The organism is Kitasatospora sp. NPDC048722 (genome assembly GCF_040650235.1).
Taxonomy (GTDB): domain Bacteria; phylum Actinomycetota; class Actinomycetes; order Streptomycetales; family Streptomycetaceae; genus Kitasatospora.
This window is the reverse complement of sequence record NZ_JBEZGX010000041.1, coordinates 1-23938: the sequence shown is the minus strand read 5'-3', so window position 1 is coordinate 23938 and position 23938 is coordinate 1. Positions and strand designations below refer to the sequence as shown.

Here is a 23938-nt window from a genome sequence, read left to right as displayed (position 1 = left end):
TGGTCGATCTGCCCTGACCCCGACTCGAAAGGCTCCCGCGTTGAAGGTGACCGAGATCATCCCCGGCTCCCCCTGCTGGGCACAGCTGAGCGTCAAGGACATGGACGGCGCCAAGCGGTTCTACGGGGAACTGTTCGACTGGACCGCCGAGACCGACCCGGACCCCCAGTACGGCGGCTACACGACCTTCTCCCTCCACGGCTCCCCCGCCGCGGCGGCCGCCCCGCTGATGAACCCCCAGCAGCCCGTGATGTGGCTGCTGTCGTTCGCCACCACCGACACCGACGCCACCTGCGAGACCGCGAAGGCCGCGGGCGCCCAGGTGTGGATGGACCCGATGGAGATCGGCGACCTCGGCCGCTGGGCGCTGCTCAGCGACCCGACCGGCGCCCCGTTCGCGGTCTGGCAGGCCCGCGCCTTCCAGGGCTTCGGCGTGGTGAACGAGCCGAACGCCTTCGGCTGGGCGGACCTGTCGACCAGGGACCGGGACGCCGCGGTGGGCTTCTACAAGTCCGCCTTCGGCTGGCAGGTCTGGCCGAACGACGTCTACCCGATGGTCGGCCTGGCCGGCGAGATGTTCGGCGGGGTGATGGAGATGGGCGACCAGTTCCCACCGGAGATCCCGTCCCACTGGATCCCGCACTTCCTCGTCGCCGACGTGGACGCCTCCGCGGCGACGGCGGGCCGCCTCGGGGCCGAGGTCCTGCACGGACCCGTCGACGTGGAGATGGAGAACGGTCCGAGGATCGCGGTGATCCGTGACCCGCAGGGCGCCGCCTTCGGCGTCTTCGCCCCCCGCACCGGCGGCTGATCACCCCGCTGCGGCGGAGCCACCCAGCGCAGGCCCCGGCTGTCCGAACAGCCGGGGCCTGCGCGTTCCCGCATCGTTGCGGACGCACTCCGACGACACCGGTCGTACGTTCACATCCCTTCGGCTCCAAGCGCACATTTTCCTCACTTGCCGTCAGGACGGCGCTCCGGTTGAATAAATTCCGTTGAACCGGACTTCGTGTCCGACCCGTTGAGCATTGAGGGGACGCGCTCCGCCCGTCCGACGGCCATTCGAGGCCGGCCCGCCCGTGCCCGCACCGCTGCACGGAAGTCACCGAAAATCACCTGGAGTTCGTCACCATGACGCTTCATTTCCTCTTCCGCCACGCCAACGTGCAGGTCAGATCCGCACAGCCCCCGCGCAACGACCACTTCTTAACCCTGGGGTTACTGTGACTTCAAAGCACGTCTCCATTGCCATCGTGGGCGGCGGCCCACGCGGACTCAGCATTCTGGAGCGGATCTGCGGAATACCACAGATCCACTGGGAAAGCCTCTCGATCCATCTGATCGACCCGAATCACCCGGGTTCAGGGACTCATTACCCGAGCCAGCCGAGCCACCTGCTCATGAACACCGTCGCCGGCCAGGTCACGGTGTTCCGCACCGGCGACTCCAGCGCTCCCGGGCGGCCGGTCTCCGGCCCCAGCCTGGCCGAATGGGCCGGCGTCCCCGAGAACACCTACCTGCCGCGCAGCGTCCTCGGCCGCTACCTGGCCCACTCCTACCGGCTCCTGCGCCGACAGGCGCCCGACACGATCAGAGTCCACGAGCACCGGACGACCGCGCACACGCTGCGGGCCCTGCGGGACCGGTCCTGGGTCCTCAACCTCTCGGACGGTGCGATCGTCGCCGCGGACTTCGTCTTCCTCACCACCGGGCACGGGACGAACCACCCGACGGCGCAGGACCAGGCGGTGCAGCAGTTCGTCGCCGACCACCACCGGGCCAACCCCCGGCTGCGCTACGTCCGCAACTGCTACCCGCTGCAGAAGCTCGACACCATCGAAGCCGGCGCGCGCGTCGCGGTGCGCGGCATGGGGCTGTCGGCGATCGACGCGGTCGCCAGCCTGACCGTCGGCCGCGGCGGACGGTTCGTGACGGGGGCGGACGGGGAGCCCGTCTACCGTCCCAGCGGCGACGAACCCCGGATCCACGTCTACTCGCGCAGTGGCCGGATGTTCTCTCCCCGGGCCGTGAACCAGAAGACACCCGCGGACGCGCACCGGCCCTCGGTCCTGACGGCGGACGAGCTGCGGAAGCTGCGCCAAACCCACGGTCAGCTCGACTTCGAGAGCCACCTGCTTCCCCTGCTGCGGGCCGAACTGCAAGCGGCCGCCCGATCGGTGGGAGGACCGGCGGACCTCCGGGAGGTCGACTCCCTGCTCCGCTGCCCCGAGCCGGGCCGGCCCAGAACCCTCGGCGACTACCAGTCGGACCTCGTCGACTTCCTCGCGACCGACGAGCGCCGCGCCGCCGAGGGGAACCTGAGGAACCCGGTCAAGGCCGCCGCCGACGCCCTGCGCGACCTGCGCGACGAGCTCCGGCTGGCCGTCGAGCACCGGGGGCTGACACCGGCCTCGCACCAGAGGTTCTGCCAGGTGTACGCCCCGATGCTGAACGCCGTGGCGGCCGGGCCGCCCGCCTCCAGGTCGCGCGAGTGGCGCGCCCTGTTCGCCGCCGGGGTCCTGCACCTCGGCGCGGGTCCCGGGGCGACGGCCCGACTCGACCCGGAGAGCGCCGAGTTCGTCCTCGACAGCGCCCGGCAGTCCTCGCCGCCCACCCGCTTCGACGTGCTCGTCGGGGCGAGCGTCGACCCGTTCCTGCCGGAGCACGACACCTCGCCGCTGACCCGGTCGCTGCTGTCCGCCGGGCACGCCCGCCCCTTCGCGAACGGCTGGTTCCAGCCGGGCGGCTTCGACGTCGACACGGCCGGACGGCTGATCGACGCGGACGGCTCGGTCGTGCCGAACATCTGCGCGCTCGGCCACCTCACCGAAGGCGCGCACTACTTCACCAACATGCTGCCGGCCCCCGGCGTCGACTCCCGGATCACCGCGGACGCCGCCGCGGCCGTCCAGGCCATGGTCGACCACCTGCTCGCGCCGCAGCGGTCCCCGCAACAGGCCTGACGGCCGGGACCCTTCCTCGAGACCCCTGGAGACGACAATGACCACCACCCAGCAACGAGCGCCCTGGATAGAGCCGTTCACGGTCAAGGGCGACCACGTGACCCTGGTCCCGCTCGAAGCCGGCCACGAGGCCGAGCTCGTCGACGCCGTCGAGGACGGCAAGGTGTGGGACACCTGGTTCGCCGCCGTGCCCTCCCCCGACGGCATGCGGCAGGAGATCGAGTGGCGCCTCGGACTCGCCGAGGAGGGGCGGATGGTGCCCTTCACCGTGCTCGACGCCCAGGGCCGGATCGCGGGCATGACCAGCTACATGAACGTCGACGCCGCCAACCGCCGGCTGGAGATCGGGCACACCTGGTACCGCAGGAGCGTGCAGCGCACCTCGCTCAACACCGAGGCGAAGCTGCTGCTGCTCCGGCACGCGTTCGAGCAGCTGGACTGCATCGCGGTCGGCTTCCGGACCGCCTTCTTCAACCAGCCGAGCCGACGCGCGATCGAGCGGCTCGGGGCGAAGCTGGAGGGCGTCTGGCGCAACCACCTCATCCTGCCGGACGGGACCCTGCGGGACACCTGCTACTACAGCGTCATCAACGGCGAATGGCCCGCCGTGCAGCGGCACTTGACCTGGCTGCTCGCCCGCGCCGGGTCCGCGTCCGAGTCGGCGTAGTGCCGCGTGATCCCGACACCGCCGGGCCGCTGTCCCCGAGGGCCCGGACGGCGGTCTTCCTGCTCGGCCTGTGCGCGCTGCTCAACATCTACTCCACCCAGCCACTGCTGCCCGAGCTCGCCCGGGACCTGGACGTGCCCGTCGGACAGGCCACCTGGACCATCACCGCGACGACGCTGGGCGTCGCGGTGGTGGCCCCCTTCGCCGGCTCGGTCTCCGACTTCCTGGGCCGCAAACGGGTGATGGTGGCGGCGATCGGCGCGTCGCTCGCCGCCACCCTCGCCTGCGCGGTCGCCCGGGACTTCGCCGCCATGCTGGTGTGCCGCTTCGCCCAGGGCCTGTTCATCCCGTTCGTCTTCGCGGTCGCCGTCTCGTACGTCGCGGAGGAGTGCACCGGCGCGGCGGCGCAGGGGGCGAACGCCCTCTACGTCTCCGGCACGGCGTTCGGCGGGTTCTGCGGGCGGTTCCTCTCGGGCGCGGCGGCCACGCACTTCGGCTGGCGGTCGTCCTTCGTCGCGATGGCCCTCGTGCTGCTCGTGACCCTGGCGGTGACCGCGGCCTGGCTGCCCCGGGAACGGCGCTTCCGGCGGTCGGAGTCGCTGCTGGCCAGCCTGCAGGGCATCGGGCGGCACTTCGGCAACGCGCGGCTGCTCGGAACCTGCTTCATCGGGGCGGCGATCCTGTTCCTCCAGGTCGGATCCTTCACCTACGCGGGGATGGTCCTGGAAGCCCCGCCGTTCGGGCTGAGCAGCTTCGAGATCGGTGCGGTGTTCGCCGTCTTCCTGGTCGCGGTGGTCGTCACTCCGCTCACCGGCCGCCTGATCGGCCGCATCGGGCGGCTCAGGACCTTCGTCCTGGTCAGCGCCGTCTCCCTGGCCGGTCTCGGCCTCACCCTCCTCCCGTCCACCCCCGCCGTGATCGTCGGCCTGGCGGCGTCATCCACCGGGGTCTTCTCCGGCCAGGCCTGTGCCATCGGCTACGCCGCCGAGGCCGGCGGGCCCGCCAAGTCCAGCGCGGTCGGGCTGTACCTGACCTCCTACTACGCCGGCGGCAGCATCGGCGCCGTCGCACCCTCCCCCCTCTACACCGCCGCCGGCTGGGGCGCGACCGTCGGCCTGCTGGCCGCCGTGGTCGGCGTCAGCGTCCTGGTGGCGCTCGCCGCCTGGTCGGCCGGGGCCGACCGACCCCATCGAATCGAGGAACCCGCTCTATGACCGACACGACCGACCTGAACGGCCGGGACACGTTCTTCTGGCTCTGCCTGCTGGACAAGGCCTCGACGGTGATGACCGTCGAGGAGGGCATCGCACCGCGCGAGGTCGGTGCCCGGACGGCGGCCGCGATCGCCAAGGTCGTCTCCGACGCCGAGGCGCCCGGGGCCGACCGGCCGACCGACTACCTGCACGTCGAGCCACTGGTACGGAACCTGGTCGGCCCCGACAGCTCCCGCATCCACTCCGGGCGCAGCCGTCAGGACATGCTGCCCACCGTCTACCGGCTGCTCCTGCGCGACCGTCTCGTCCTGGTCCACCGCGCGCTCGGCGGGCTGCGCGCCGGACTGCTCGCGCTCGCCGAGCGGTACGGATCGGCGATCGTGCCCGCCTACACGAACGGTGTCCAGGCCCAGCCGACCACCTTCGGGCACCTCCTCCTCGGCTACGAGGCGACCCTCCGGCGCTCCGCCCTCCGCCTGGCCGAGGCCTACCCGCGCGTCAACCGGTGCCCGCTCGGGGCGGCGGCCCTCGCGACGTCGAGCTTCCCCGTCAACCGGGTGCGGCTGGCCGAGCTGCTCGGCTTCGACGAGCCCGTGCAGAACTCCTTCGACGCCGCCCAGCTCTCGCCGATCGACGTCGGGTTCGAGGTGGCGGCGAGCGCCATGACGCTGGCGCTGTCCCTCGGGACCTTCGTCCAGGACGTGCACGCGCAGTACCACCACGCGCGGCCGTGGATCACCCTGGACAACACCGACCTCCTCAGCCCCAGCACCCTGATGCCCCAGAAGCGCAACCCGGTCGCGCTCAACCGGGCGCGTCTGCTGGCCAGCGAGGTGATCGGCGACGGCGTCTCGACGGCGCTCGCCGCGCACAACGTGTGCTCGGGCCTCACCGACTACAAGCGGGCCGAGGCGCAGCGGACCCTCGACCGCACGCTCGCCCTGCTCGGGGAGGTGCACGCCATCGTGGGCGGCATGCGGCTGGACGAGGAGGCCGCGCTCGCCGAGGTGCGGTCCGACTACTCGACGACCTCGGAGCTGGCGAACGTCCTGCAGCGCGACTGCGACGTCCCGTTCCACGTCGGCCACCGGTTCGCCTCGGCCCTCGTCACGTACGGGCGCGGCGGCGGGTTGACGGTGGAGCAGCTCGACTTCGCCGAGGCGCGGCGGCTCTACCGGGAGATCGCGGTCGGGTTCGACGGTGTCGACGACGAGCTGCCGCTGACCGAGGCACGGTTCCGTGCCGCGCTGGACCCGGTGGACATGGTCGCCTCCTACCGCGGTCTCGGCGGCCCGCAGCCGGCCGAGTTCCGGCGGATGCTCGCGCAGGCGCGGGCGGCGGTGGGGGCCGACGCGTCCTGGCTCGACGAGGTGGCCGGGCGCCTGAGCTCGGCGGAGGCCGCACTGGAGGCGAGCTTCGGCGAGCTGGCCGCCGGGTAACGCCCGGGCCGCTCCTCGGGCCGCGCCGGCGCGCCCTCCCCCACGGCAGGGGGCGGGCGCGCCGGCGGTGTCGGCGGGGACTACTGCGGCGTCACGTACGCGCCGGAGATGCCGCCGTCGACGAGGAAGGTGTTGGCGGTCATGAAGGAGGAGTCGTCGGAGGCGAGGAAGGCCACCGCGGCGGCGATCTCCTCGGGCTCGGCGAAGCGGCCCAGCGGGATGTGGACCAGGCGGCGGGCGGCCCGCTCCGGGTCCTTGGCGAAGAGTTCCTGGAGCAGCGGGGTGTTCACCGGGCCGGGGCAGAGGGCGTTGACCCGGATGCCCTCGCGGGCGAACTGCACGCCCAGCTCGCGGGACATGGCCAGGACGCCGCCCTTGGAGGCGCTGTAGGAGATCTGCGAGGTGGCCGCGCCCATCACGGCGACGAACGACGCCGTGTTGATGATCGAACCCTTGCCCTGGCGCTGCATGTGCGGGATCGCGTACTTGCAGCACAGGTAGACGCTGGTGAGGTTGACCTCCTGGACGCGCTTCCAGGCCTCCAGACCGGTGGTGAGGATGGAGTCGTCGTCCGGCGGGGAGATGCCCGCGTTGTTGAAGGTGATGTCGAGGCGGCCGTACTCGTCGACGGCCCGCTGGAAGAGGTCGCGCACCGCGGCCTCGTCGGTGACGTCGGCCTGGATGAACAGGCCGCCGACCTCGTTCGCGGCCTTGGCGCCGGTCTCGGGGTCGAGGTCGACGCAGACCACCTTCGCGCCCTCGGCGGCGAAGCGGCGGGCGGTCGCCAGGCCGATGCCGCTGCCGGCGCCGGTGATGACGGCCACGCGGCCGTCGAGTCGCTGGGTCATGCTGATCATTCCTCCGTGGAGATGAAGACGTTCTTGGTCTGGGTGAAGGCGTCGAGGGCGTCCGGGCCGAGCTCGCGGCCGAGGCCGGACTGCTTGAAGCCGCCGAACGGCGTGGTGTAGCGCACCGAGGAGTGCGAGTTGACGGAGAGGTTGCCGGCCTCGACGCCGCGCGAGACCCGCAGGGCGCGGCCGAGGTCCCGGGTCCAGATGGAGCCGGACAGGCCGTACGCGGTGGCGTTGGCGATGCGCAGGGCGTCCTCCTCGTCGCGGAAGGGGACGACGGCGACGACCGGGCCGAAGATCTCCTCGGTGAAGGCGCGGTCGTCGTGCCGCACGGGCGCGAGGACCGTCGGCGGGTACCAGAAGCCGGGCCCGTCGGGGGTGTTGCCGCGGAAGGCGACGGCCGACGCGTCCGGGACGTACGAGGCGACCCGCTCGCGGTGGGCGGCCGAGATCAGCGGGCCCATCTCGGTCTTCTCGTCGCTCGGGTCACCGACCCGGACCCCGCGGACGGCCGGCTCCAGGAGTGCCAGGAAGTCGTCGAACACGGAGGCCTCGACGAGGATCCGGGAGCGGGCGCAGCAGTCCTGGCCGGCGTTGTCGAAGACGGCGTAGGGCGCGGTCGCGGCGGCCTTGGCGAGGTCGGCGTCGGCGAAGACGATGTTGGCGCTCTTGCCGCCGAGTTCGAGGGTGACGGGCTTCACCTGGGCGGCGCAGCCCGCCATGATCTCCTTGCCCACCCCCGTCGAGCCGGTGAACACGACCTTGCGCACGTCGGGGTGGGTGACGAAGCGCTGTCCGACGACCGGGCCGCGGCCGGGCAGGACCTGGAGCACGCCCTCGGGGATCCCGGCCGCCACGGCGAGTTCGCCGAGGCGCAGCGCGGTGAGCGGGGTGAGCTCGGCCGGTTTGAGGATGACGGTGTTGCCGGCGGCGAGCGCCGGGGCGAGGGCCCAGGCGGCGATCGGCATGGGGAAGTTCCAGGGCACGATGACCCCGACGACGCCGATCGGTTCCTGGAAGGTGACGTCGATGCCGCCGGCGACGGGGATCTGTCGGCCGAACAGGCGCTCGGGGGCGGCGGCGTAGTACTCGATGACGTCCCGCGCGTTGCCCGCCTCCCAGCGGGCGTTGCCGATGGTGTGGCCGGCGTTGGCGACCTCCAGGGCGGCGAGGTGCTCGCGGTCGGCGTCGACGGCGGCGGCGAAGGCGCGCAGCAGCCGGGCGCGGTCGGCGGGGGCCACCCGGCGCCAGGTGTCGAAGGCGGCACGGGCGCGGGCGACGGCGGCGTCGGTCTCGGCGAGGCCGGCCAGTTCGACGGTGGTGATCACCTCCTCGGTGGCGGGGTTGACGACCTCGAAGAGGTCCGGTTCGGTCATCGGGCGGTCTCCCTCTGGCTGGCGGTGATGAACGCGTGGAACAGGCGCAGGTCGTCGGGATCGGTCTCCGGGTGCCACTGGACGCCCAGGGCGAAGCGGTGGCCGGTCAGTTCGAGCGCCTCGACTGTGCCATCGGCACTGTGCGCGGTGGCCTGAAGGCCGGTGCCGATCCGGTCGACGGCCTGGTGGTGGTAGCAGGAGACCTCGGTGGCGGGCCCCAGGACGGCGGCGAGCCGGCTGCCGTCCGCCAGGCCGACCCGGTGGCGGACGAAGCGGGCGGGGACGATCTGGTGGCTGTCGTCGGGCAGGTGCTGGAGGAGGGTGCCGCCGAGTTCGACGTTGAGCAGCTGCATGCCGCGGCAGACGCCGAGCACCGGCAGGTCCCGGGTGAGGGCGGCGCCGAGGAGTCGGCTCTCCCAGTCGTCGCGGGCGTGGTGGGGCGGTCCGGTTCGCGGGTCGGGGGTCGCCGCGTAGCGGGCCGGGTCGACGTCCGGTCCGCCCGCGAGGACGAGTCCGTCGAGGGCGTCGAGGAGGTGGCCGGTCCCGCCGGGCTGGGGCGGCAGCAGCACCGGGGTGCCGCCCGCGCGGACGACGGCGTCGACGTACGTCTGGGGCACGAGGGAGGCGCGCTGGTTCCAGACGGACCAGGCGGCGTCGTCCTGGTAGCTGCTGATCCCGATGAGCGGTCGCCGGCGGTCGTCGTGGGTCACAGCCGCTCGAATCCGCGGCGCCGCTCCCAGTCGGTCACCGCTCGCTCGTAGGAGGCGAGTTCGGTGCGTCCGGCGTGCGTGTAGTGCCGGACGACGTCCTTGCCGAAGGCCTCGGTGGCGACGGCGCTGCGCTCGAAGGCGTCGACCGCGTCGCGCAGGGTGGCGGGCACCCGGGGCGCGTCGGAGGCGTACGCGTTGCCGGTGAACTCCGGTTGGAGTTCGAGTTGTTGCTCGACGCCGTGCAGTCCGGCGGCGATCAGGGCGGCGACCGCGAGATAGGGGTTGACGTCGCCGCCGGGGACGCGGTTCTCGAAGCGCAGCGACGGGCCGTGGCCGACGACGCGCAGGGCGCAGGTGCGGTTGTCGCGGCCCCAGGCGATGGCGGTGGGCGCGAAGCTGCCGGGGACGTAACGCTTGTAGGAGTTGACGGTGGGGGCGAACAGCAGGGCGAAGTCGGCGAGGCAGGCGAGCTGGCCGGCGAGGAAGTGCTCCATGGTGCGGGAGAAGCCGTGCGGGCGGTCGCCGGCGAACACCGGGGCGCCCTGCTCGTCGCGCAGGCTCAGGTGGATGTGGCAGGAGTTGCCCTCGCGTTCGTCGTACTTCGCCATGAACGTGAGGCTGCAGCCCTCCTGGGCGGCGATCTCCTTGGCGCCGGTCTTGTAGACGGCGTGGTTGTCGCAGGTGGTGAGGGCGTCGGCGTACTTGAAGGCGATCTCGTGCTGGCCGAGGTTGCACTCGCCCTTGGCGGATTCGACGGTGAGGCCGGCGCCGGCCATGCCGTTGCGGAGGCGGCGCAGGAGGGGCTCGATGCGCCCCGTGCCGAGGATGGAGTAGTCGACGTTGTACTGGTTCGCCGGGGTGAGCCGGGTGTAGTCCTTGTCCCAGGCCTGTTCGTAGCTGTCCCGGAAGACGATGAACTCCAGCTCGGTGGCGGCCTGGGCCTGCCAGCCGTAGCCGGCCAGGCGGTCCAGCTGGCGCCGGAGGACCTGGCGCGGGGAGACGGCGACCGGGGTGCCGTCGTGGTGGACGACGTCGCACTGGACCATGACGGTGGCGGGGTGCCAGGGGACGGACCGCAGGGTGGCGAGGTCGGGGCGCAGGGTCAGGTCACCGTAGCCGTTCTCCCACGAGGAGATCTCGTACCCTTCGACGGTGTTCATGTCGACGTCGACGGCCAGCAGGTAGCCGCAGCCCTCGGCGGCTCCGGGCACGACGTCGTCGAGGAAGTACTCGGCGGCGACGCGCTTGCCCTGGAGGCGCCCCTGCATGTCGGTCATGGCGAGCACGACGGTGTCGACGGACCCGTCGGCGACGCGGGTGCGCAGCTCGTCGAGGGTGAGCCGGGGGGTGGTCATCGGGTCTCCAGTTCGGTGTCCGGGGCGTCGGGCGTGGACCGCGCGGTCGCTGCGGCGGGCAAGGCCCCGACGTGGGGCCCGGTGAACCAGTGCCGGGCGGAGGCCAGCCACCACGCGCCGGCGAAACCGACCACGACGACCACGGCGACGGGGGTGTAGTTGAAGCTCTCGGCGGTGATCGGGCTGGCGGTGGGCAGCATGAACAGGACCGTGATCACCGCCGTCCAGAGGACGGCGACGACGCCGATCGGCCGGCTCCAGCGGCCCAGGTGCCAGGGGCCGCGCGGGAAGTCCTCGCCCTGGCGCAGCCGCAGGTACACCGGGATGACGTAGGAGATGTAGAGGCCGATCACGGAGATCGAGGTCACGGCCGTGTAGGCGGTGGTGTTCCAGAGCGCGGGCAGTCCGAGCAGCAGGGCGCCGCCGGTGGCCAGCCAGACCGCGTTGGTCGGGGTCTGGGTGCGCGGCGAGATGCGGTGCCAGAGGCGGGAGCCGGGCAACGCGCCGTCGCGGGAGAAGGCGTAGATCATGCGGGAGTTGGCCGTGACGGACGCCATGCCGCAGAAGAACTGGGCGCCGATGACGATGAGCAGCAGGAACTGGGCGCCGCCGGAGCCGATCGCGTCGATGAAGATCTGTGCGGGCGGGACCTGGGTGTCGCTGTCGAGCGCGCCGTCGTAGTCGCGGATCGCGAAGGTGATGCCGAGCAGCAGGATCCAGCCCGCGACCAGGGAGACGGTGATGGCGTTGACGATGCCGCGCGGGCCGGAGCGGGCGGCGTCCTGGGTCTCCTCCGTCATGTGGGCCGAGGCGTCGTAGCCGGTGAGGGTGTACTGGGCCATCAGCAGGCCGAGCATCGCGACGTAGAACTGGTTGTGGAAGCCGGTCTGGTTGACGAACTCGGTGAGGACGAAGGAGACGGAGGCGTGCCGCTCGGGGAGGAACGCGAGCGCGCCGACGATGACCGCGACGCCCACCAGGTGCCACCACACGGACACGCTGTTGAGGAGCGCGACCAGGCGCACCCCGAAGGTGTTGAGCAGGCCGTGCACCAGCAGGATGACCGCGAAGATCTCCATGGTGTGCGCGGGGGTGGCCGCGACGCCGAAGCGGAGGTCGAGGAACGCGTTGGTGAAGAAGGCGGCGCCGTAGTCGACGCTGGCGGTCACCGCGACCTGGCCGAGGAAGTTGAACCAGCCGGTGAACCAGCTCCAGGCCGGGCCACTCGTTCGACTCAGCTTGGCGGACCAGTAGTAGAGCCCGCCGGCCGTCGGGTAACTGGAGCAGATCTCGGCCATCGCGAGGCCGACGCAGAGCGTCAGCAGGCCGACCACCGGCCAGCCCCAGATGATCAGGGCCGGGCCGCCGGTCTTCATCCCCGTCCCGTACAGGGTCAGGCAGCCGGAGAGGATCGAGACGATGGAGAAGGAGACGGCGAAGTTGGAGAAGCCCGACATCGAGCGGGCCAGCTCCTGGGTGTAGCCCAGCTCGCGGAGGCGTTGTTCGTCGGCGGAAACGGGGGAGGAGTCCACCGGAAACACGGCGGGGCCAGGGTGGTCGGGTGAGCGTGCGTCGGTCATGGGCACCCCTGGGGGTTGAGGGTGTGCCGGGGTGCACGCGGCCACGACGGCGTGGCGCGCTCGCCCCGGCGGGTTCGACGGTCGGACGGCTCTTCAATGGTCTGGAATCAGTCCATTGGGTGGGTGAGCAGCATCGTTCCGGCTGGACCGGGGCCGCGTCAAGGGCGAGGTGGGAACGAGTACGGGAATCCCGTTCGTAGGTACGATTCCGGCGTGGACGTCGACGAAACACGCGAGCGGGCGCGGCTCGACTGGCAGGCCGGGGCGATCTTCCGCCCGGTGCGGACCGGCAACGCCTTCGAGGAGACCGTCGAACGGCTGCTCCAGGCGATCAAGCTCGGCGTCTTCGGCCCCGGCGACCGACTGCCCGCCGAACGCGACCTCGCCGCCCGGCTCGGCGTCAGCCGCGACACCCTGCGCGAGGCCCTCCGCACGCTCCAGCAGGCCGACTGCGTCGAGCCCCGGCGCGGCCGCTACGGCGGCACCTTCGTCACCTACCGGATGCCCGAGCCGGACGTCGACGACCTGCGCCGCGCCGCCCGCGATCTCGGCGGCGCGCTGGAGGACGCGCTGACCTACCGCCAGGTCCTGGAGGTCGGCGCCGCCGAGGCCGCCGCCCGGCGCTCCCTCTCCCCCGAGCAGCGGGCCCACCTGGAGAGCCGGCTGACGGAACTGGAGGAGGCCCCGGCGGAGCAGTACCGCCAGCTGGACTCGCGCTTCCACCTCGCCATCGGCGAGCTCACCGGCTCGCCCACCCTCGCCGCGGCCATCGCCGAGGCCCGGATGCGGCTCAACGACCTGCTCAACGCGATCCCCATGCTGGACCGCAACATCGAGCACGCCGCCGAGCAGCACCGGGCGATGGTGCGGGCGATCCTCGACGGCGACGGCCACGCCGCACGCCGCGCCACCGAGGAGCACCTCGCCGCTACGGCGGCGCTCCTGCGCGGCTTCCTCGCCTGAGGCCCTTACGGGGCGACCGCGGGCCGGTGCCGGCCCGCAACTCCTCGACGGGAGCGGCGAGGTCGGCCGCGGACGGGCCCGCATCAGCGCACAGGCGGCGAAGGCGCCCGGGTCGCGCCAGCGCGTCAGCGCTTCGCGCACGGCCTGGCCGAACGCGGCGCGCGGCGGCCTCCCGGGACGAGACGGGCTCGTCGGTGGCCGGGATGAAGCGCTCCAGCTTCTCGCTCCGGCCCGTGAAGGCCCGGGCGCACGCGCTGCCGCGCCTCTCCCCCACGGACACCATGGCGGCCCCACTCCCGTTGGGCGAGCCGCCCGTCCGACCCGGACGCAACTCCTTCGCGTTAGTCTGTCCCCATGAGTGCCCGACCGACCACACGCCCCGGGGGGCGCAGCGCCCGCGTCCAGCAGTCCGTCCACCAGGCGGTCCGCGATCTCGAAGCGGAACTGGGCCGGGACGCCCTCACCGTGCCCCTGATCGCCGCCCGCGCGGGCGTCACGCCGTCCACCGTCTACCGGCGCTGGGGGGACCTGCGGGAACTCCTGTCGGACGTGGCCGTGGAGCGGCTGCGCCCCGACGCCCCGCCGACCGACCACGGGAGCCTGCGGGCGGACCTGGAGGCGTGGGCGGCGCAGTTCGCCGAGGAGATGTCCTCGACGGCGGGCCTCGCGTACATCCGCGACGCGCTGCTGGGCGATCCCGAGCACGGCAACGCGGCGCGCTGCTCCGACTACGCCGCCGAGCAGTTGAAGGCGATCGGGGTGCGGGCGGCCGGGCGCGGGGAGGCCGTGCCCGACGTGGAGAGCCTGCTGGACGTCGTCGTCTCCCCCCTGATGTACCGGATCCTGTTCCGCCCCTCGGACCTGTCGGCCGCCTACACGGACCACCTGGTGGCGACGGCGCTCAGCCGGATCGCACCGCCCCCCGCTCTCACGTAAAAGCTAAGTATTTGCGTTTCGGGAAGGCGCGAGCCTAGAGTGCTTAACGCAAAGCATTCGCCTTAAGGCTCAGAGGTGCTCCCATGTCCAGCGTCACCGCCTTACCGTCCGGCCCCCGCCGTCCGCCCGTGCTGAGCCGCCGCGGCGCCTTCCCGCTCCACGCCTCGGTCCTGGTCGGCCTGCTGGCCGCCTCCAGCGCGCCGACCCCGGTCTACGCGCTCTACCAGGCCGCCTGGCACTTCTCGGCCATGACGCTCACCGTCGTCTTCAGCACCTACGCCCTCGCCCTGCTGGTGGCGCTCCTGACCGCGGGAACGCTCTCGGACCACCTCGGCCGCCGCCCGGTCCTCGCCGGGGCGCTGGTCGTCGAAGCCGTCGCCATGGCCCTCTTCGCCACCGCCCAGGGCGTGCCCGCGCTGGTCGCCGCCCGGATCCTGCAAGGCCTCGCCACCGGCGTGGCCACCGGCGCCGCCGGAGCCGCCCTGCTCGACTTCGAGGACCCCGACCGCCCGGGCCGTGCCACGGCCGCCAACGGGATCACCCCCGTGGCCGGCATGGCGGCCGGCGTCCTGGCCGCGACCGCCCTCGTGCAGTACGCCCCCGCCCCGACACGGACGGTCTACCTGCTGCTGCTCGTGCTCTTCACCGCCCAGGCGGCCACCGTCCTGCTCACCCCCGAAACCGCACGCCCCCACCCCGGCGTCTGGCGCTCCCTGCGCCCCGCGGTCGCCGTCTCCCCCGCCTCCCGGCCGGCCTTCGCCCTCGCCGTGCCCGGCGTCGTCGCCGCCTGGGCCCTGGGCGGCTTCTACTCCTCCCTCGGCCCCTCGCTGGCCCGGCTCATCGCCCCGCACGCCGCCCGCGCCACCGGCGGCCTGGTCTTCTTCACCATGGCGGCCGCCGCCGGCCTCGCCGCCCACGCCGCCCGGGCACTGCCCGCCCGCACCGTCAACCTCGCCGGCACCGCGCTCCTGGTCCCGGGCGCCCTGCTCACCCTGAGCGGCCCCCAACTGCACAGCCTGTCCGCCCTGTTCGCGGGCGCCGCCCTGGCCGGTACGGGCTTCGGCGCCGTCACCCAGGGAGCACTGCGCCTGCTGCTCCCCCAGGCCGCCCCCGACGAACGCGCCGGGACCCTCGCCGCCTACTACGTCCTCAGCTACCTCTCGATGAGCATCCCCGCCGTCCTCGCCGGGCTGCTCACCAACCTCTACGGCCTGCGGACCGCCGTCGCCGTCTACGCCGCGACCGTCGTCCTGCTGGCCGCCACCGGCCTCACCCACGCCGCGCGGCAGCACCGCCCGGCCCCGCACCACTTCGAAAGGACCCACCGATGAACACCGGCTGGAACCTCGGCGACATCACCGTCCGCCGCGTCGACGAGATCGAACTGCCCCGCCAGACCGGCCCCTGGCTGCTGCCCGCCGCCACCAGGGAAGTGCTGGACGAAGCGCCGTGGCTGCGCCCCGACTTCGCCGACGCCGACGTCCCCCGCCTGGCGAGCCACAGCTTCGCGCTGGAGGCCGGCGGGCTGCGGATCGTCGTGGACACCGGCATCGGCAACGGCAAGACCCGCGCCAACCCGGCCTGGAACGGCCTCGACACCGACTTCCTCGACCGCCTGACGGCCGCCGGCTTCCCGCCCGAGACCGTCGACCTGGTGGTCACCACGCACCTGCACACCGACCACGTCGGCTGGAACACCCGCCTCGACGGCGGGGAGTGGGTCCCCACCTTCCCCAACGCCCGCTACCTCACCAGTCGCACCGAATGGGACCACTGGGCCGCCACCGACCTGGACGAGGCCCGCACCCAGATGTTCCGCGACTCCGTCCACCCCGTCCACGACGCCGGGCTGTACCACCCCGTGGACGTCCCCGGGCAGGGCCGCGAGGTGGCCCCCGGTGTCCACCTGGTCCCGGCCCCCGGCCACACCCCGGGCCAGGTGGCCGTGGAACTGCGCGGCACCGCCCGCCGCGCCCTGATCACCGGCGACAGCATCCACCACCCCGTCCAGCTCTCGCACCCCCACGTGCACAGCTGCGTCGACGTCAACTCCGCCCAGGCGATCCGCACCCGCGCCGCGATGCTCGAAGCCCTGGCCGACACCGACGCCCTGCTCCTGGGCACCCACTTCCCGCACCCCACCGCCGGCACCGTCCACCCCGAGAACGGCCACTACCGCCTCCACGCCGAGCCCGCCGGCGAACTCCCGCCCAGGGCGGCCTGACGCAGGCGCCGGACACGGCTCACCTGGTGCGTTCGACGCTCCACCTCGGCAGGTACTCGAAGAACGCGACGGCTTCCTCCCGCCACCGCGAACGCCACCCGGCGGCCTCGGTGGCGGCCTCGCGTGCGCAGCGCCGCATGTCCGCCGTCATGCTCTCCGGGACGCCGCGCCGCTCGGCGATGTCGCGGATGGCGGTGATGGTCTCCTCGGTGCGGGCTCCGCCGCCGAGTGCGGACTCCACCAGGGCCCGTTCCGGGACCGCGCCGCACTGACCCGGGGGGGCGGGGGCACTCCAACGCAGCGCGCTCGGACGAACACGCCCTCACACGAACGACACCCGACCCCCGCAGAAGTCTCGCGTCGGCCGGGTGTCGCGAAGCGGTCCGGTCTGCGTACGCTCGCATCCGATCCGATCCGGTCCGGCCTGTGGGCGGCATGGCAGTCACCGCCGGGATCCCGGTCATGCCGCACCTACGGAAAAGATCCCATGAGTTACTGCACCCCCTGCCGACGCCACCTCAACGGCGCGCTCTCCTGCCCCGGCTGCGGCCGGGCCGCCGAGGCCACGACCGGGGAGGGTGCGGGCCGGGAACCCACCCGGCCGATCGAGGTCCCGTCCGCCGCGCCGTCGCGCCAGTCGGCACGACGGTCGGCCCGGCGGCGGGGCGGCCGGACGCGGGGTCGGGTCCTGGCGGTGTCGGCGGCCGGGGTGGTGGTCTGCGGGCTGGCCACCGTGCTGCTGGCCGGCGGCAACTCGGACGGTGCGGTGACCCCGGCCTCCGCCGGCACCGGGTCACCGTCGCGGAACGACGCGCCGGCACCGGCCGTCCCTGCCGCACCGGCGCCGGCCACCACCACGGCCGCGACCACCGCCCGCCCGCAGCCGTCGGCCTCCAGCACCCGGCCGAAGCCGTCCAGCAGCACCACATCCGCCGCGGCGTCCCCGTCGGGCCCGGCCACGTCCTCCGCCGCGCCCCCTCCCCCGGCGGACCCGCCGCCCCCGAAGCCGGCTCCGAGCACGACCACGCCGAACACCGGTCCCGCCCCGCAGCCCTCCGCCACCCAGCACCCGACGGCCACACCCAGCTGCAAACCGTTCCTGTTCTGGTGCACCTGAGCGGCAGCACACCCGGGAGGCCCCCTCAGGCCCGATACGTGAACCGGCCGAGGTAGTGCAGAGCGGTGCCGTGCGGGGTGGTGACGACGGCGGGAGCGTAGACGCAGATCGCGGCGTCGGCCGACTCGGTGGACTCCACCTGTGACAACCACTGGTCGGCGTACGAGGCCCCGCGCAGGAGCACCTCGGGCACGACCGGAGCGCAGTGGCCCTCCTCCCGCGCGTGAACGGCTTCGACGCACATCGGTTCGAGCTCGGCGATGCCCGCCTCCGTCATGAACGGGGACGGCGTCGCGTCCCCGTTCTCCGACCACTCCGGGTCGACGTGGTCACGGATGTCCTCGAACGACGAGAACCGACCGCGGGAGAGGAAGACGTGGACGACGCCGCTTTCAGTCACCCGACGATCCTCGCCCGTCGCCGACGGGTTCGCCGTGGTCGCGTCCGTGGGTCGCCCGCTCCCGCCAGCGGGCCCGGTGGAAGATCGGCTCGACGGCGACGACGCAGAACGCGTGCATGGGCCGGTCGGTGCCCTCGGGGTCGAAGAAGCCGACCATGTCGCCGAGGAAACCCTCGCCGTGCCGATGGACGCGGGGGTCCTGGGCCACGCGGTCGCCGACGGCCGTGAGCCAGTCGCCGATCCGGAACAGGAGCTCGGCAGGGGCCGTGATGACGATCGTCGCGGCGTGCTCGGTGAAGCGGGCGGGGCGACGATCGGCTCGGCGGCGGACGTCGTCGGGACGGTCGGGAGGTCGCGCCGCCGGGGCGGTCACTCTCAAGGGCACCGAGGCGCGCCGCATACCGTGCCGCAGGTCCGGCCAGTCGGAAGGCCGCAGTTCCGTGTCATCACGAGCCAGGAGCACCGGCAGCGGACGGGTGTCGCGGTCACCGAAGGTCATCGGTCGGGCATCGGGCGGGACCGGGACGTACACCGCGCTGTGCGGGCTCGTCGCGGCGACGCGGAACAGAGCGCCGAGCCGGAGCAGATCGGCGCGGCTCGCGTTGAGGTACCCGACCTGGTGGTCGGGCGGGTACACGCACGTGTTGCGGAGCATGGGACCGGTGTTCAGGATCCGGCTGAGCCGGGCCCCGGGAACGGCAACGGGATGGCTCGTCACCCGCAAGCGCATCCGGCCGTCGTCACCCCCCATGCAGCAAGTACAACACGCGCGGCACGTGGCCTCACACTCCTTTTGCGGGCCCCGGGGATGTCGCCCGCCTCCGCGGGCCTCCGGGTGGGGACGCGCCTGCACCGGGCTCAGCGCGGGCCCACCGGCACGGCCCGGAGGGGCACCAGGGTCGACGTCCCGAGGCTGGAGTTGGCGCGGCGGAACTGTTCGGCGACCCGCCCGCAGCCGGGGCACTCCCGCAGGTGGCGGGCCAGCTCGCGGCCCCGGCGGCGGCCCGGCCGCCGGGCGTCGCCGGTCAGCACCGACGTGAAGTACCGGCACTCCTTCCCGGCCCCCTCGCCCTCGTGCGCGCTCAGGTAGGCCTCGCGCAGTCCCGCGCGGGCGCGGGCCGCGAGGGAACGCACACCGCTCGGGGTCATGCTCATCCGCTGCGCGACGGTGGCGGCCGACTCCCCCTCCACGACGAAGAACCACAGCAGCACCTGCCACCGCTCGGGCAGGGCGCGGTAGGCGCCGGCTATCAGGGCCGTCTCCTCGGCCGCGAGCAGCGCGTCGTCGGTCCCGGCCTCGTCGGCCAGGCACTCCGCCCAGGTGTGGAAGTCGGCCGCCAGCACGATGCGGTCCCGGGTCTGGGCGCTCCACTCCATGGCGGTGCGGCGGACGCAGGCCTGGAGGTAGGGGCGCCAGGCGTGGCGCGGGCCGCGGCCGCGGGCCACGGACTGGTAGGTGCTGGCGTAGGCCTCGGCGGCGAGGTCCTGGGCCGTCTGCTGGTCGCGGCAGAAGCGGCGGGCGTAGGCGAGCACCGCGCCGTGGTGCCGGGTGAACACCTCGGCCATGACCTCCCTGATGCGCGAGCCGCCGGCCGGGGCCGGTGCGGTGAGCACCTCCGCGAGTTCGGCGTCGCTCAGGTCGCTCAGTCCCGGTTCGCGGGTGCTGGTCAGCAGGGTCACCTGGTCCTCCTCGGCTGTGGCCTTCGTCCGGCGGGGAGTCCGCGGGCCCGGCCGGTGTGACAGCAGCAGGGGCCCGCACGGGGGAACCGCCCGGACTAAGGGCGCGACGGCGGTCCGGTGCCGGGGCCGTCGGGACGGTGTGGCGGGAAGGGCCACAGCACACCAGTCCCACGGGTTTCCGGGCAACCGTCCGAAAACCTCCGCACGCCCGGTGATTCCGGATCCGAATGGGGGAAATCCGTGTGCGGGGCGACGGACGCCCCCGGGGTGGTGCCGGAGCCGCCCCGATGACCCGTGGCGGCGCTCCCCGGCACCGTGGCGAGGTCTCGTCAAGCGCGGCGGCCACGGATAACAGAAAAGGTCATACGGCATTCGCATGAGTGAACGACGCTGCCCCGACCGATTCATGACACTGTGCCAGTTGCCGTGTGTCGAATTCGACGTGGCACACATGTCGCACCGGTGGACAACGGGGCGAGGGTTCCCACCGGCCCGACACCGGTGGGAACCCTCGCCCTGTCGTTCACTGTTGTCGCCGGTCACCCACCTCCCGTGTGCGTGTGCGCGCCGGTGTGGTCGGCGCCGCCGACGACCGTTCCGCCGAGCAGCCCGTGCAGGAGGTCCGCGGTGGCGTCGGACAGCACGACCACCCACCCGTCACCCACGAGGTACGAGCCCCCGTACGCCTTGGCCTCCTCGATCCAGGCGTCCTTGGCACGCGGCGTCGGGAAGGTGGCGATCCAGATCTCCTCGTCTCCGGAGGTGCACAGACCCTGGCGCAGGTCCGCCGCGTCGGTGGTGATCTCGGCCGTGCAGCCGATCCGCCGGGCCAGTGCCTCCACGGAGCTCGCGCCGGAGGTCCCGCCGGGGCTCGGCGCCGCCTGCGAGGCGCCGGCCAACCCGCCGTTGCCCCAGAGGAGTTCGACGGAACCGAGCACGAGCAGGAGGATCAGAGCGGCCCACTGGAGCGCGGTGCGGACGCGCCGGCTGTTCCCGGCCGGCCCGAGCACGGCGCCCGGGATCCTCACTTGCCCGTCGCCGGCTTGCCCTGCGGGTTGATGGCCGTCCACTGGTTCTCGGCCATGCCGTTGCCGAGGGCGTCGCCGTAGCCCTTGTCGCCCGAGTAGACGTACGCGGGCGTGCAGTTGATGCTCAGCTGCCAGGTGCCGTCCGGGCGCTGCATCTTGCCGACGAGCTTCGGGTCCACGCCCTTGATCTTGGCCGGGTCCACGGGCGCCGCGGGCATCCACGTCTTCAGGCAGTCACCCTCGCAGTTGGAGCGCATGGGCCAGGCGGTGTCCTTCCCGAAGTGGTACAGGGTACGGCCGTTGGCGTCCACCATGATCGGGCCGAGCTGGGGGTGGACGAAGATCGAGAGCTGAAGTCCGGCCGGGGGCTGCTGGGACGGCTGCGGCATCGGGGTGCCGGTCCCCATGCCCGTGCCCGTGGCCGTGGCCGTCGCCGACGGGGTCGCCTGGGCGCCCGCGCCGGTGGCCTTCGACCCGTCCGGCGCAAGCGCGTGCCACGTGCCGCCCACGCCCTCGCCCTTGGTGTCGCCGGGCGCGGTGTCCTGCGCGTAGCGGTAGGCCGGCCAGCCGCCGACCGTCAGCTGGTGCGTGCCGTCGGCCCGGACGATCTCACCGAGCTTGGCCGAGTCGATGCCGGTGCCGGCCATGGTGCTCCCGTCCTTGACGACGGGCGGCCAGGTGGTGGCACACCCGCCGGAGCAGTTCGACATCGGCGGCTTGGCCGAGTCCTTGTCGAACCGGTAGAGCGTGAAGCCCTGGCCGTCCGTCAGGACGGAGCCCAGCTTCTCGTCCACCCGGACGGCCAGCTGCCCGCCCGGCGAGCCGCTGCCGGCCGACGAGGGCGAGGCGGAGGCCGACGACCCGTAGTCGCCGTACGAGCCGTAGGCCCCGGCGGGGGCCGGCGCCGTCGCGCCGGCCAGCTGTCCGGGGTCGTTGGCCCCGGCGGACGGGTAGGCGTTGCCACTGCCGTTCCCGAAGGCCGCCATGAGCACGAGGCCGGCCAGGAGGAGGCAGAGCGCCACCAGGCCGTACCGCTTCGTTGTCGTCGTCAAGGTCTTCCTTGCCTTTCCATCGGTGGAGCGTGGTGTTTCGGGGAATTGCGAGCCCGGAGTGAAATGGGTCCAGGAGTGGCGCAGGGAACATCGGGCATCGGGCGCGGCGGCTCACTGGATCCGCAGCGCCAGCGCGGGACACCGGTCGACCGCCCGGGCCGCCTGCTGGAGCAGCTGCGGCGGGACGGGCATCACGCCGGCGGAAGGGAACCCGTCCGCCTCCAGGCTGATGACCTCGGGCAGGACGCTCGTGCACAGCCCGTGGGCCTCGCAGAGCGTCCAGTCCACGACGATGGTTCCGGCGCTCTCCACAGCCGGCATCGGGAGCACGCCCTGGACGGGGCGGCCACAGCCGTACCGGTGTGTGTGCAGTTGGAGGTCCTCGTCGAAGACCTCCAGGGCCGAGGCCACGAACCGGGAGGCGGCGTCGGGGTGGCTGCACGCCCCCCGTCCGGTGACCGCCCGCATCCGGCTCTCGACGGCGTCCAGGGCGGCCCTGCCGCCCCGCACCACCTCCTCCAGTGCTCTGACCAGCGCGGGCAGCCCGAGGTAGCACGGTCCGCACTGGCCCGCCGTCTCGTCGGCCAGCCAGCGGGCGACCCGGAGCGCCTCGCCCAGCGGGCAGGTCGTGTGCGGCAACGGCAGGATCGCGCCGGCGCCCAGGGCCCCGCCGAGGCTCCGGAGGGACTCGCGCGACACCTCGGCCGCGGCGGCGGCCGCCGGGGTCAGCCACGTGCCGTGGTAGCCGCCGGTCAGGACGCCCTGCCCGACGTCCAGGCCGAACATCGCGAGCAGGTCGCCGAGCGGGACGCCGGTGGGCGTCTCCACCACCCGGGAGCCGGCGAGGGTCAGCAGGACCGTGCCGGGCTCCGACGGCGTGCCGACCTCCCGGTACGGCAGCGCCCCGAGGCGGGCCGCGACCGCGAGTTGAGCGTAGGTCTCGGCGTTGGACAGCAGGGTCGGCACTCCCCTGACCCCGCTGTCGCTGGTCCGGACGCCGCCGCCGCGTGGGAGGGCGATGCCGCTGGTGATGCCGCGGGCCAGCGCGCTCCCCTCCCCCGAGACGAACCGCTCGGGGAGCCTGGCGACGGAGACCGGCAGCCGGGTCGTCCGCCGCTCGGCCAGCGCCCTGCGCAGCGACTGCTCGGTGTCGGCCCGGGTGACGCCGACCGTCACCTGCTCGGCGTCCAGGGCCTCGGCCGCCAGCAGGGCGCCGTCCAGGACGAGGTGGGGCGTGCGCAGCAGGAGCGCTGCGTCCTTCAGGCAACTCGGTTCTCCTTCCGTACCGTTGACGACCACGACCGGACGGGTCCGGCGGCGGGCGGCGGCCTTGACGACGGCCCGGAGCTTGCGGGCGAACGGGAAGCCGGCTCCGCCCCGTCCGCGCAGGTCGACGTTCTCGGCGAGGTCGGCCAGTTCGTCGGCCGGCAGCGCGGGCATCCCGCCGTGGACGACCAGGTGGGCGCGGTGGTCCAGGCGCTCGTCCCGCTCCAGGCCCGCGAACAGGACCGGCCGGCCGAGCCAGGCGATCGGTGCGCCGCTCATCCGTCCCGCCACCGCCGTCCGGCGCCGACGCCGCCCTGCGGTCGGCCTGCCACCCCCTGCGTGCGGCCGGGGCCGCCCGGACGCAGGGGGCCGAGCGGGCGGACGGGGGCGCCGGGCCTGCGCTTGCTACCGCCGTCCCGGAAGGCCAATCGCAGCCCGAGGGCGATGATCACGCCCACCACGGCCACCCCGTAGAGGACGGACACCCACGAGGCGGGCAGCCGGCCCGCGTTCAGTCCGTGGTAGAGCGCGGCGCCCCACGCCGGGTAGGCGCACATGTGGACGATCCGCCACCGGCGCGCCGCACCGGTCCTGGCCAACAGCCCGCGGGCGGCCCCGGCGAGGGCGACGGCCAGCAGCAGGTAGCCGGCCAGGACCCCCAGGCCCAGGACCACCGGCCGGTGCTGATCGGCGAACGGGACGAAGGCCGCGAGCGCGCCGATCCGGTCCTGGATCAGGTTCATCCACACGTGAAGGACGAGGAAGACGACGCCGGCGACGCCCATCGCCCGGTGGATGGTCTGGGCCGCCAGCCGGTGGACCGGGTACAGCAGCAGCCGGTCGGTCGCCGTGAGTCCCCACAGGACGGCGGAGGTGAAGGACACCAGGGTGATGACCCCGGCGGCCACGCCGAGGAACGCCTGCAGCGCACCGTTCACCATCACGGCCGTCAGGCCGAGCGCCACCGCCAGCAGCGGGAGGAACCTCCACGCCCGGTGGGTGACCGGGCCACCGGGCTCGGGCCGGTCTCCGGCAGTCCCGTCCGGCGTCCGCTCCCCGACGGCGGCGCGGCGCACCTGGCGCGTCCGCGGAGAAGGAGACGTCCTCGACGATCGGG

23 protein-coding genes are annotated in these 23938 nt (G+C 73.3%); 9 read left to right on the top strand and 14 right to left on the bottom strand.

Annotation, left to right across the window (positions count from 1 at the left end; genetic code table 11):
- Window positions 1-46 precede the first annotated feature (46 nt).
- From AB0C76_RS27175 to AB0C76_RS27155, 5 genes are all read left to right on the top strand, one after another.
- Window positions 47-811, top strand: coding sequence for a VOC family protein (locus AB0C76_RS27175; RefSeq protein WP_359970581.1), 765 nt, complete (start codon window positions 47-49; stop codon window positions 809-811).
- Window positions 812-1079: 268 nt separating this feature from the next.
- Window positions 1080-2963 (top strand): FAD/NAD(P)-binding protein, encoded by a 1884-nt coding sequence (locus tag AB0C76_RS27170; protein ID WP_359970579.1) that lies wholly within the window; start codon window positions 1080-1082, stop codon window positions 2961-2963.
- Between the two features lie 37 nt (window positions 2964-3000).
- A complete protein-coding gene (locus AB0C76_RS27165; protein WP_359970577.1) occupies window positions 3001-3630 on the top strand; it encodes a GNAT family protein in 630 nt (209 codons plus the stop codon).
- The gene (locus AB0C76_RS27160; protein ID WP_359970575.1) at window positions 3630-4844 is read left to right on the top strand and encodes an MFS transporter; all 1215 of its coding nucleotides are present in this window, start codon (window positions 3630-3632) and stop codon (window positions 4842-4844) included. The genes AB0C76_RS27165 and AB0C76_RS27160 overlap by 1 nt, the downstream gene beginning before the upstream one ends.
- On the top strand, window positions 4841-6283 hold the full coding sequence (locus AB0C76_RS27155; RefSeq protein WP_359970573.1) for a lyase family protein: 1443 nt from the start codon (window positions 4841-4843) through the stop codon (window positions 6281-6283). The genes AB0C76_RS27160 and AB0C76_RS27155 overlap by 4 nt, the downstream gene beginning before the upstream one ends.
- A gap of 80 nt (window positions 6284-6363) precedes the next feature.
- Here AB0C76_RS27155 and AB0C76_RS27150 read toward each other — a convergent pair whose 3' ends face one another.
- The 5 genes from AB0C76_RS27150 to AB0C76_RS27130 are packed head-to-tail and all read right to left on the bottom strand — an operon-like array spanning window position 6364 to window position 12032.
- The gene (locus AB0C76_RS27150; protein WP_030557237.1) at window positions 6364-7131 is read right to left on the bottom strand and encodes a 3-oxoacyl-ACP reductase; all 768 of its coding nucleotides are present in this window, start codon (window positions 7129-7131) and stop codon (window positions 6364-6366) included.
- A 5-nt stretch (window positions 7132-7136) separates the two neighbouring features.
- Complete coding sequence (locus AB0C76_RS27145; protein ID WP_359970571.1) at window positions 7137-8510, bottom strand: aldehyde dehydrogenase family protein; 1374 nt, start codon at window positions 8508-8510, stop codon at window positions 7137-7139.
- Window positions 8507-9220 carry a gamma-glutamyl-gamma-aminobutyrate hydrolase family protein gene (locus tag AB0C76_RS27140; protein WP_359970569.1) on the bottom strand — a complete coding sequence of 238 codons (714 nt, stop codon included), beginning with the start codon at window positions 9218-9220 and terminating at the stop codon, window positions 8507-8509. The genes AB0C76_RS27145 and AB0C76_RS27140 overlap by 4 nt, the downstream gene beginning before the upstream one ends.
- Window positions 9217-10575: a glutamine synthetase family protein gene (locus AB0C76_RS27135; RefSeq protein WP_359970567.1), complete on the bottom strand. Its 1359-nt coding sequence runs from the start codon at window positions 10573-10575 to the stop codon at window positions 9217-9219. Before AB0C76_RS27135 ends, AB0C76_RS27140 begins: the two co-directional genes overlap by 4 nt.
- Window positions 10572-12032 (bottom strand): amino acid permease, encoded by a 1461-nt coding sequence (locus tag AB0C76_RS27130; protein ID WP_359970683.1) that lies wholly within the window; start codon window positions 12030-12032, stop codon window positions 10572-10574. Before AB0C76_RS27130 ends, AB0C76_RS27135 begins: the two co-directional genes overlap by 4 nt.
- Window positions 12033-12368: 336 nt before the next feature.
- Here AB0C76_RS27130 and AB0C76_RS27125 point away from each other — a divergent pair, with 336 nt between their 5' ends.
- The 4 genes from AB0C76_RS27125 to AB0C76_RS27110 all read left to right on the top strand — a co-directional run bounded on the left by AB0C76_RS27125 (window position 12369) and on the right by AB0C76_RS27110 (window position 16278).
- Window positions 12369-13118 (top strand): FCD domain-containing protein, encoded by a 750-nt coding sequence (locus AB0C76_RS27125; protein WP_359970566.1) that lies wholly within the window; start codon window positions 12369-12371, stop codon window positions 13116-13118.
- A gap of 354 nt (window positions 13119-13472) precedes the next feature.
- Window positions 13473-14054, top strand: a complete 582-nt coding sequence (locus AB0C76_RS27120) for a TetR/AcrR family transcriptional regulator (RefSeq protein WP_359970564.1) — start codon at window positions 13473-13475, stop codon at window positions 14052-14054.
- Between the two features lie 83 nt (window positions 14055-14137).
- The gene (locus AB0C76_RS27115; RefSeq protein ID WP_359970562.1) at window positions 14138-15385 is read left to right on the top strand and encodes an MFS transporter; all 1248 of its coding nucleotides are present in this window, start codon (window positions 14138-14140) and stop codon (window positions 15383-15385) included.
- On the top strand, window positions 15382-16278 hold the full coding sequence (locus tag AB0C76_RS27110) for an MBL fold metallo-hydrolase (protein ID WP_359970560.1): 897 nt from the start codon (window positions 15382-15384) through the stop codon (window positions 16276-16278). The genes AB0C76_RS27115 and AB0C76_RS27110 overlap by 4 nt, the downstream gene beginning before the upstream one ends.
- Window positions 16279-16297: 19 nt before the next feature.
- Here the strand turns inward: AB0C76_RS27110 and AB0C76_RS27105 are convergent, their stop codons facing one another.
- The 9 genes from AB0C76_RS27105 to AB0C76_RS27065 all read right to left on the bottom strand — a co-directional run.
- A complete protein-coding gene (locus tag AB0C76_RS27105; protein ID WP_359970558.1) occupies window positions 16298-16519 on the bottom strand; it encodes a hypothetical protein in 222 nt (73 codons plus the stop codon).
- A gap of 251 nt (window positions 16520-16770) precedes the next feature.
- Entirely contained in the window at window positions 16771-17370 is a 600-nt protein-coding gene (locus AB0C76_RS27100) for a hypothetical protein (protein ID WP_359970557.1), read from the bottom strand.
- Between the two features lie 50 nt (window positions 17371-17420).
- Entirely contained in the window at window positions 17421-17795 is a 375-nt protein-coding gene (locus tag AB0C76_RS27095) for an immunity 22 family protein (protein ID WP_359970555.1), read from the bottom strand.
- A complete protein-coding gene (locus AB0C76_RS27090; protein WP_359970553.1) occupies window positions 17788-18450 on the bottom strand; it encodes a hypothetical protein in 663 nt (220 codons plus the stop codon). Before AB0C76_RS27090 ends, AB0C76_RS27095 begins: the two co-directional genes overlap by 8 nt.
- Window positions 18451-18653: 203 nt before the next feature.
- Window positions 18654-19475 (bottom strand): sigma-70 family RNA polymerase sigma factor, encoded by an 822-nt coding sequence (locus AB0C76_RS27085; protein ID WP_359970551.1) that lies wholly within the window; start codon window positions 19473-19475, stop codon window positions 18654-18656.
- Window positions 19476-20014: 539 nt separating this feature from the next.
- Window positions 20015-20485: a hypothetical protein gene (locus tag AB0C76_RS27080; RefSeq protein WP_359970549.1), complete on the bottom strand. Its 471-nt coding sequence runs from the start codon at window positions 20483-20485 to the stop codon at window positions 20015-20017.
- 14 nt (window positions 20486-20499) lie between these two features.
- The gene (locus tag AB0C76_RS27075) at window positions 20500-21555 is read right to left on the bottom strand and encodes an SCO0930 family lipoprotein (RefSeq protein ID WP_359970547.1); all 1056 of its coding nucleotides are present in this window, start codon (window positions 21553-21555) and stop codon (window positions 20500-20502) included.
- A 111-nt stretch (window positions 21556-21666) separates the two neighbouring features.
- Window positions 21667-23100, bottom strand: a complete 1434-nt coding sequence (locus AB0C76_RS27070) for an NADH-ubiquinone oxidoreductase-F iron-sulfur binding region domain-containing protein (RefSeq protein WP_359970545.1) — start codon at window positions 23098-23100, stop codon at window positions 21667-21669.
- A partial coding sequence (locus AB0C76_RS27065; RefSeq protein ID WP_359970543.1) for a hypothetical protein occupies window positions 23097-23938 on the bottom strand: 842 nt, incomplete at its 5' end. The genes AB0C76_RS27070 and AB0C76_RS27065, both read right to left, overlap by 4 nt.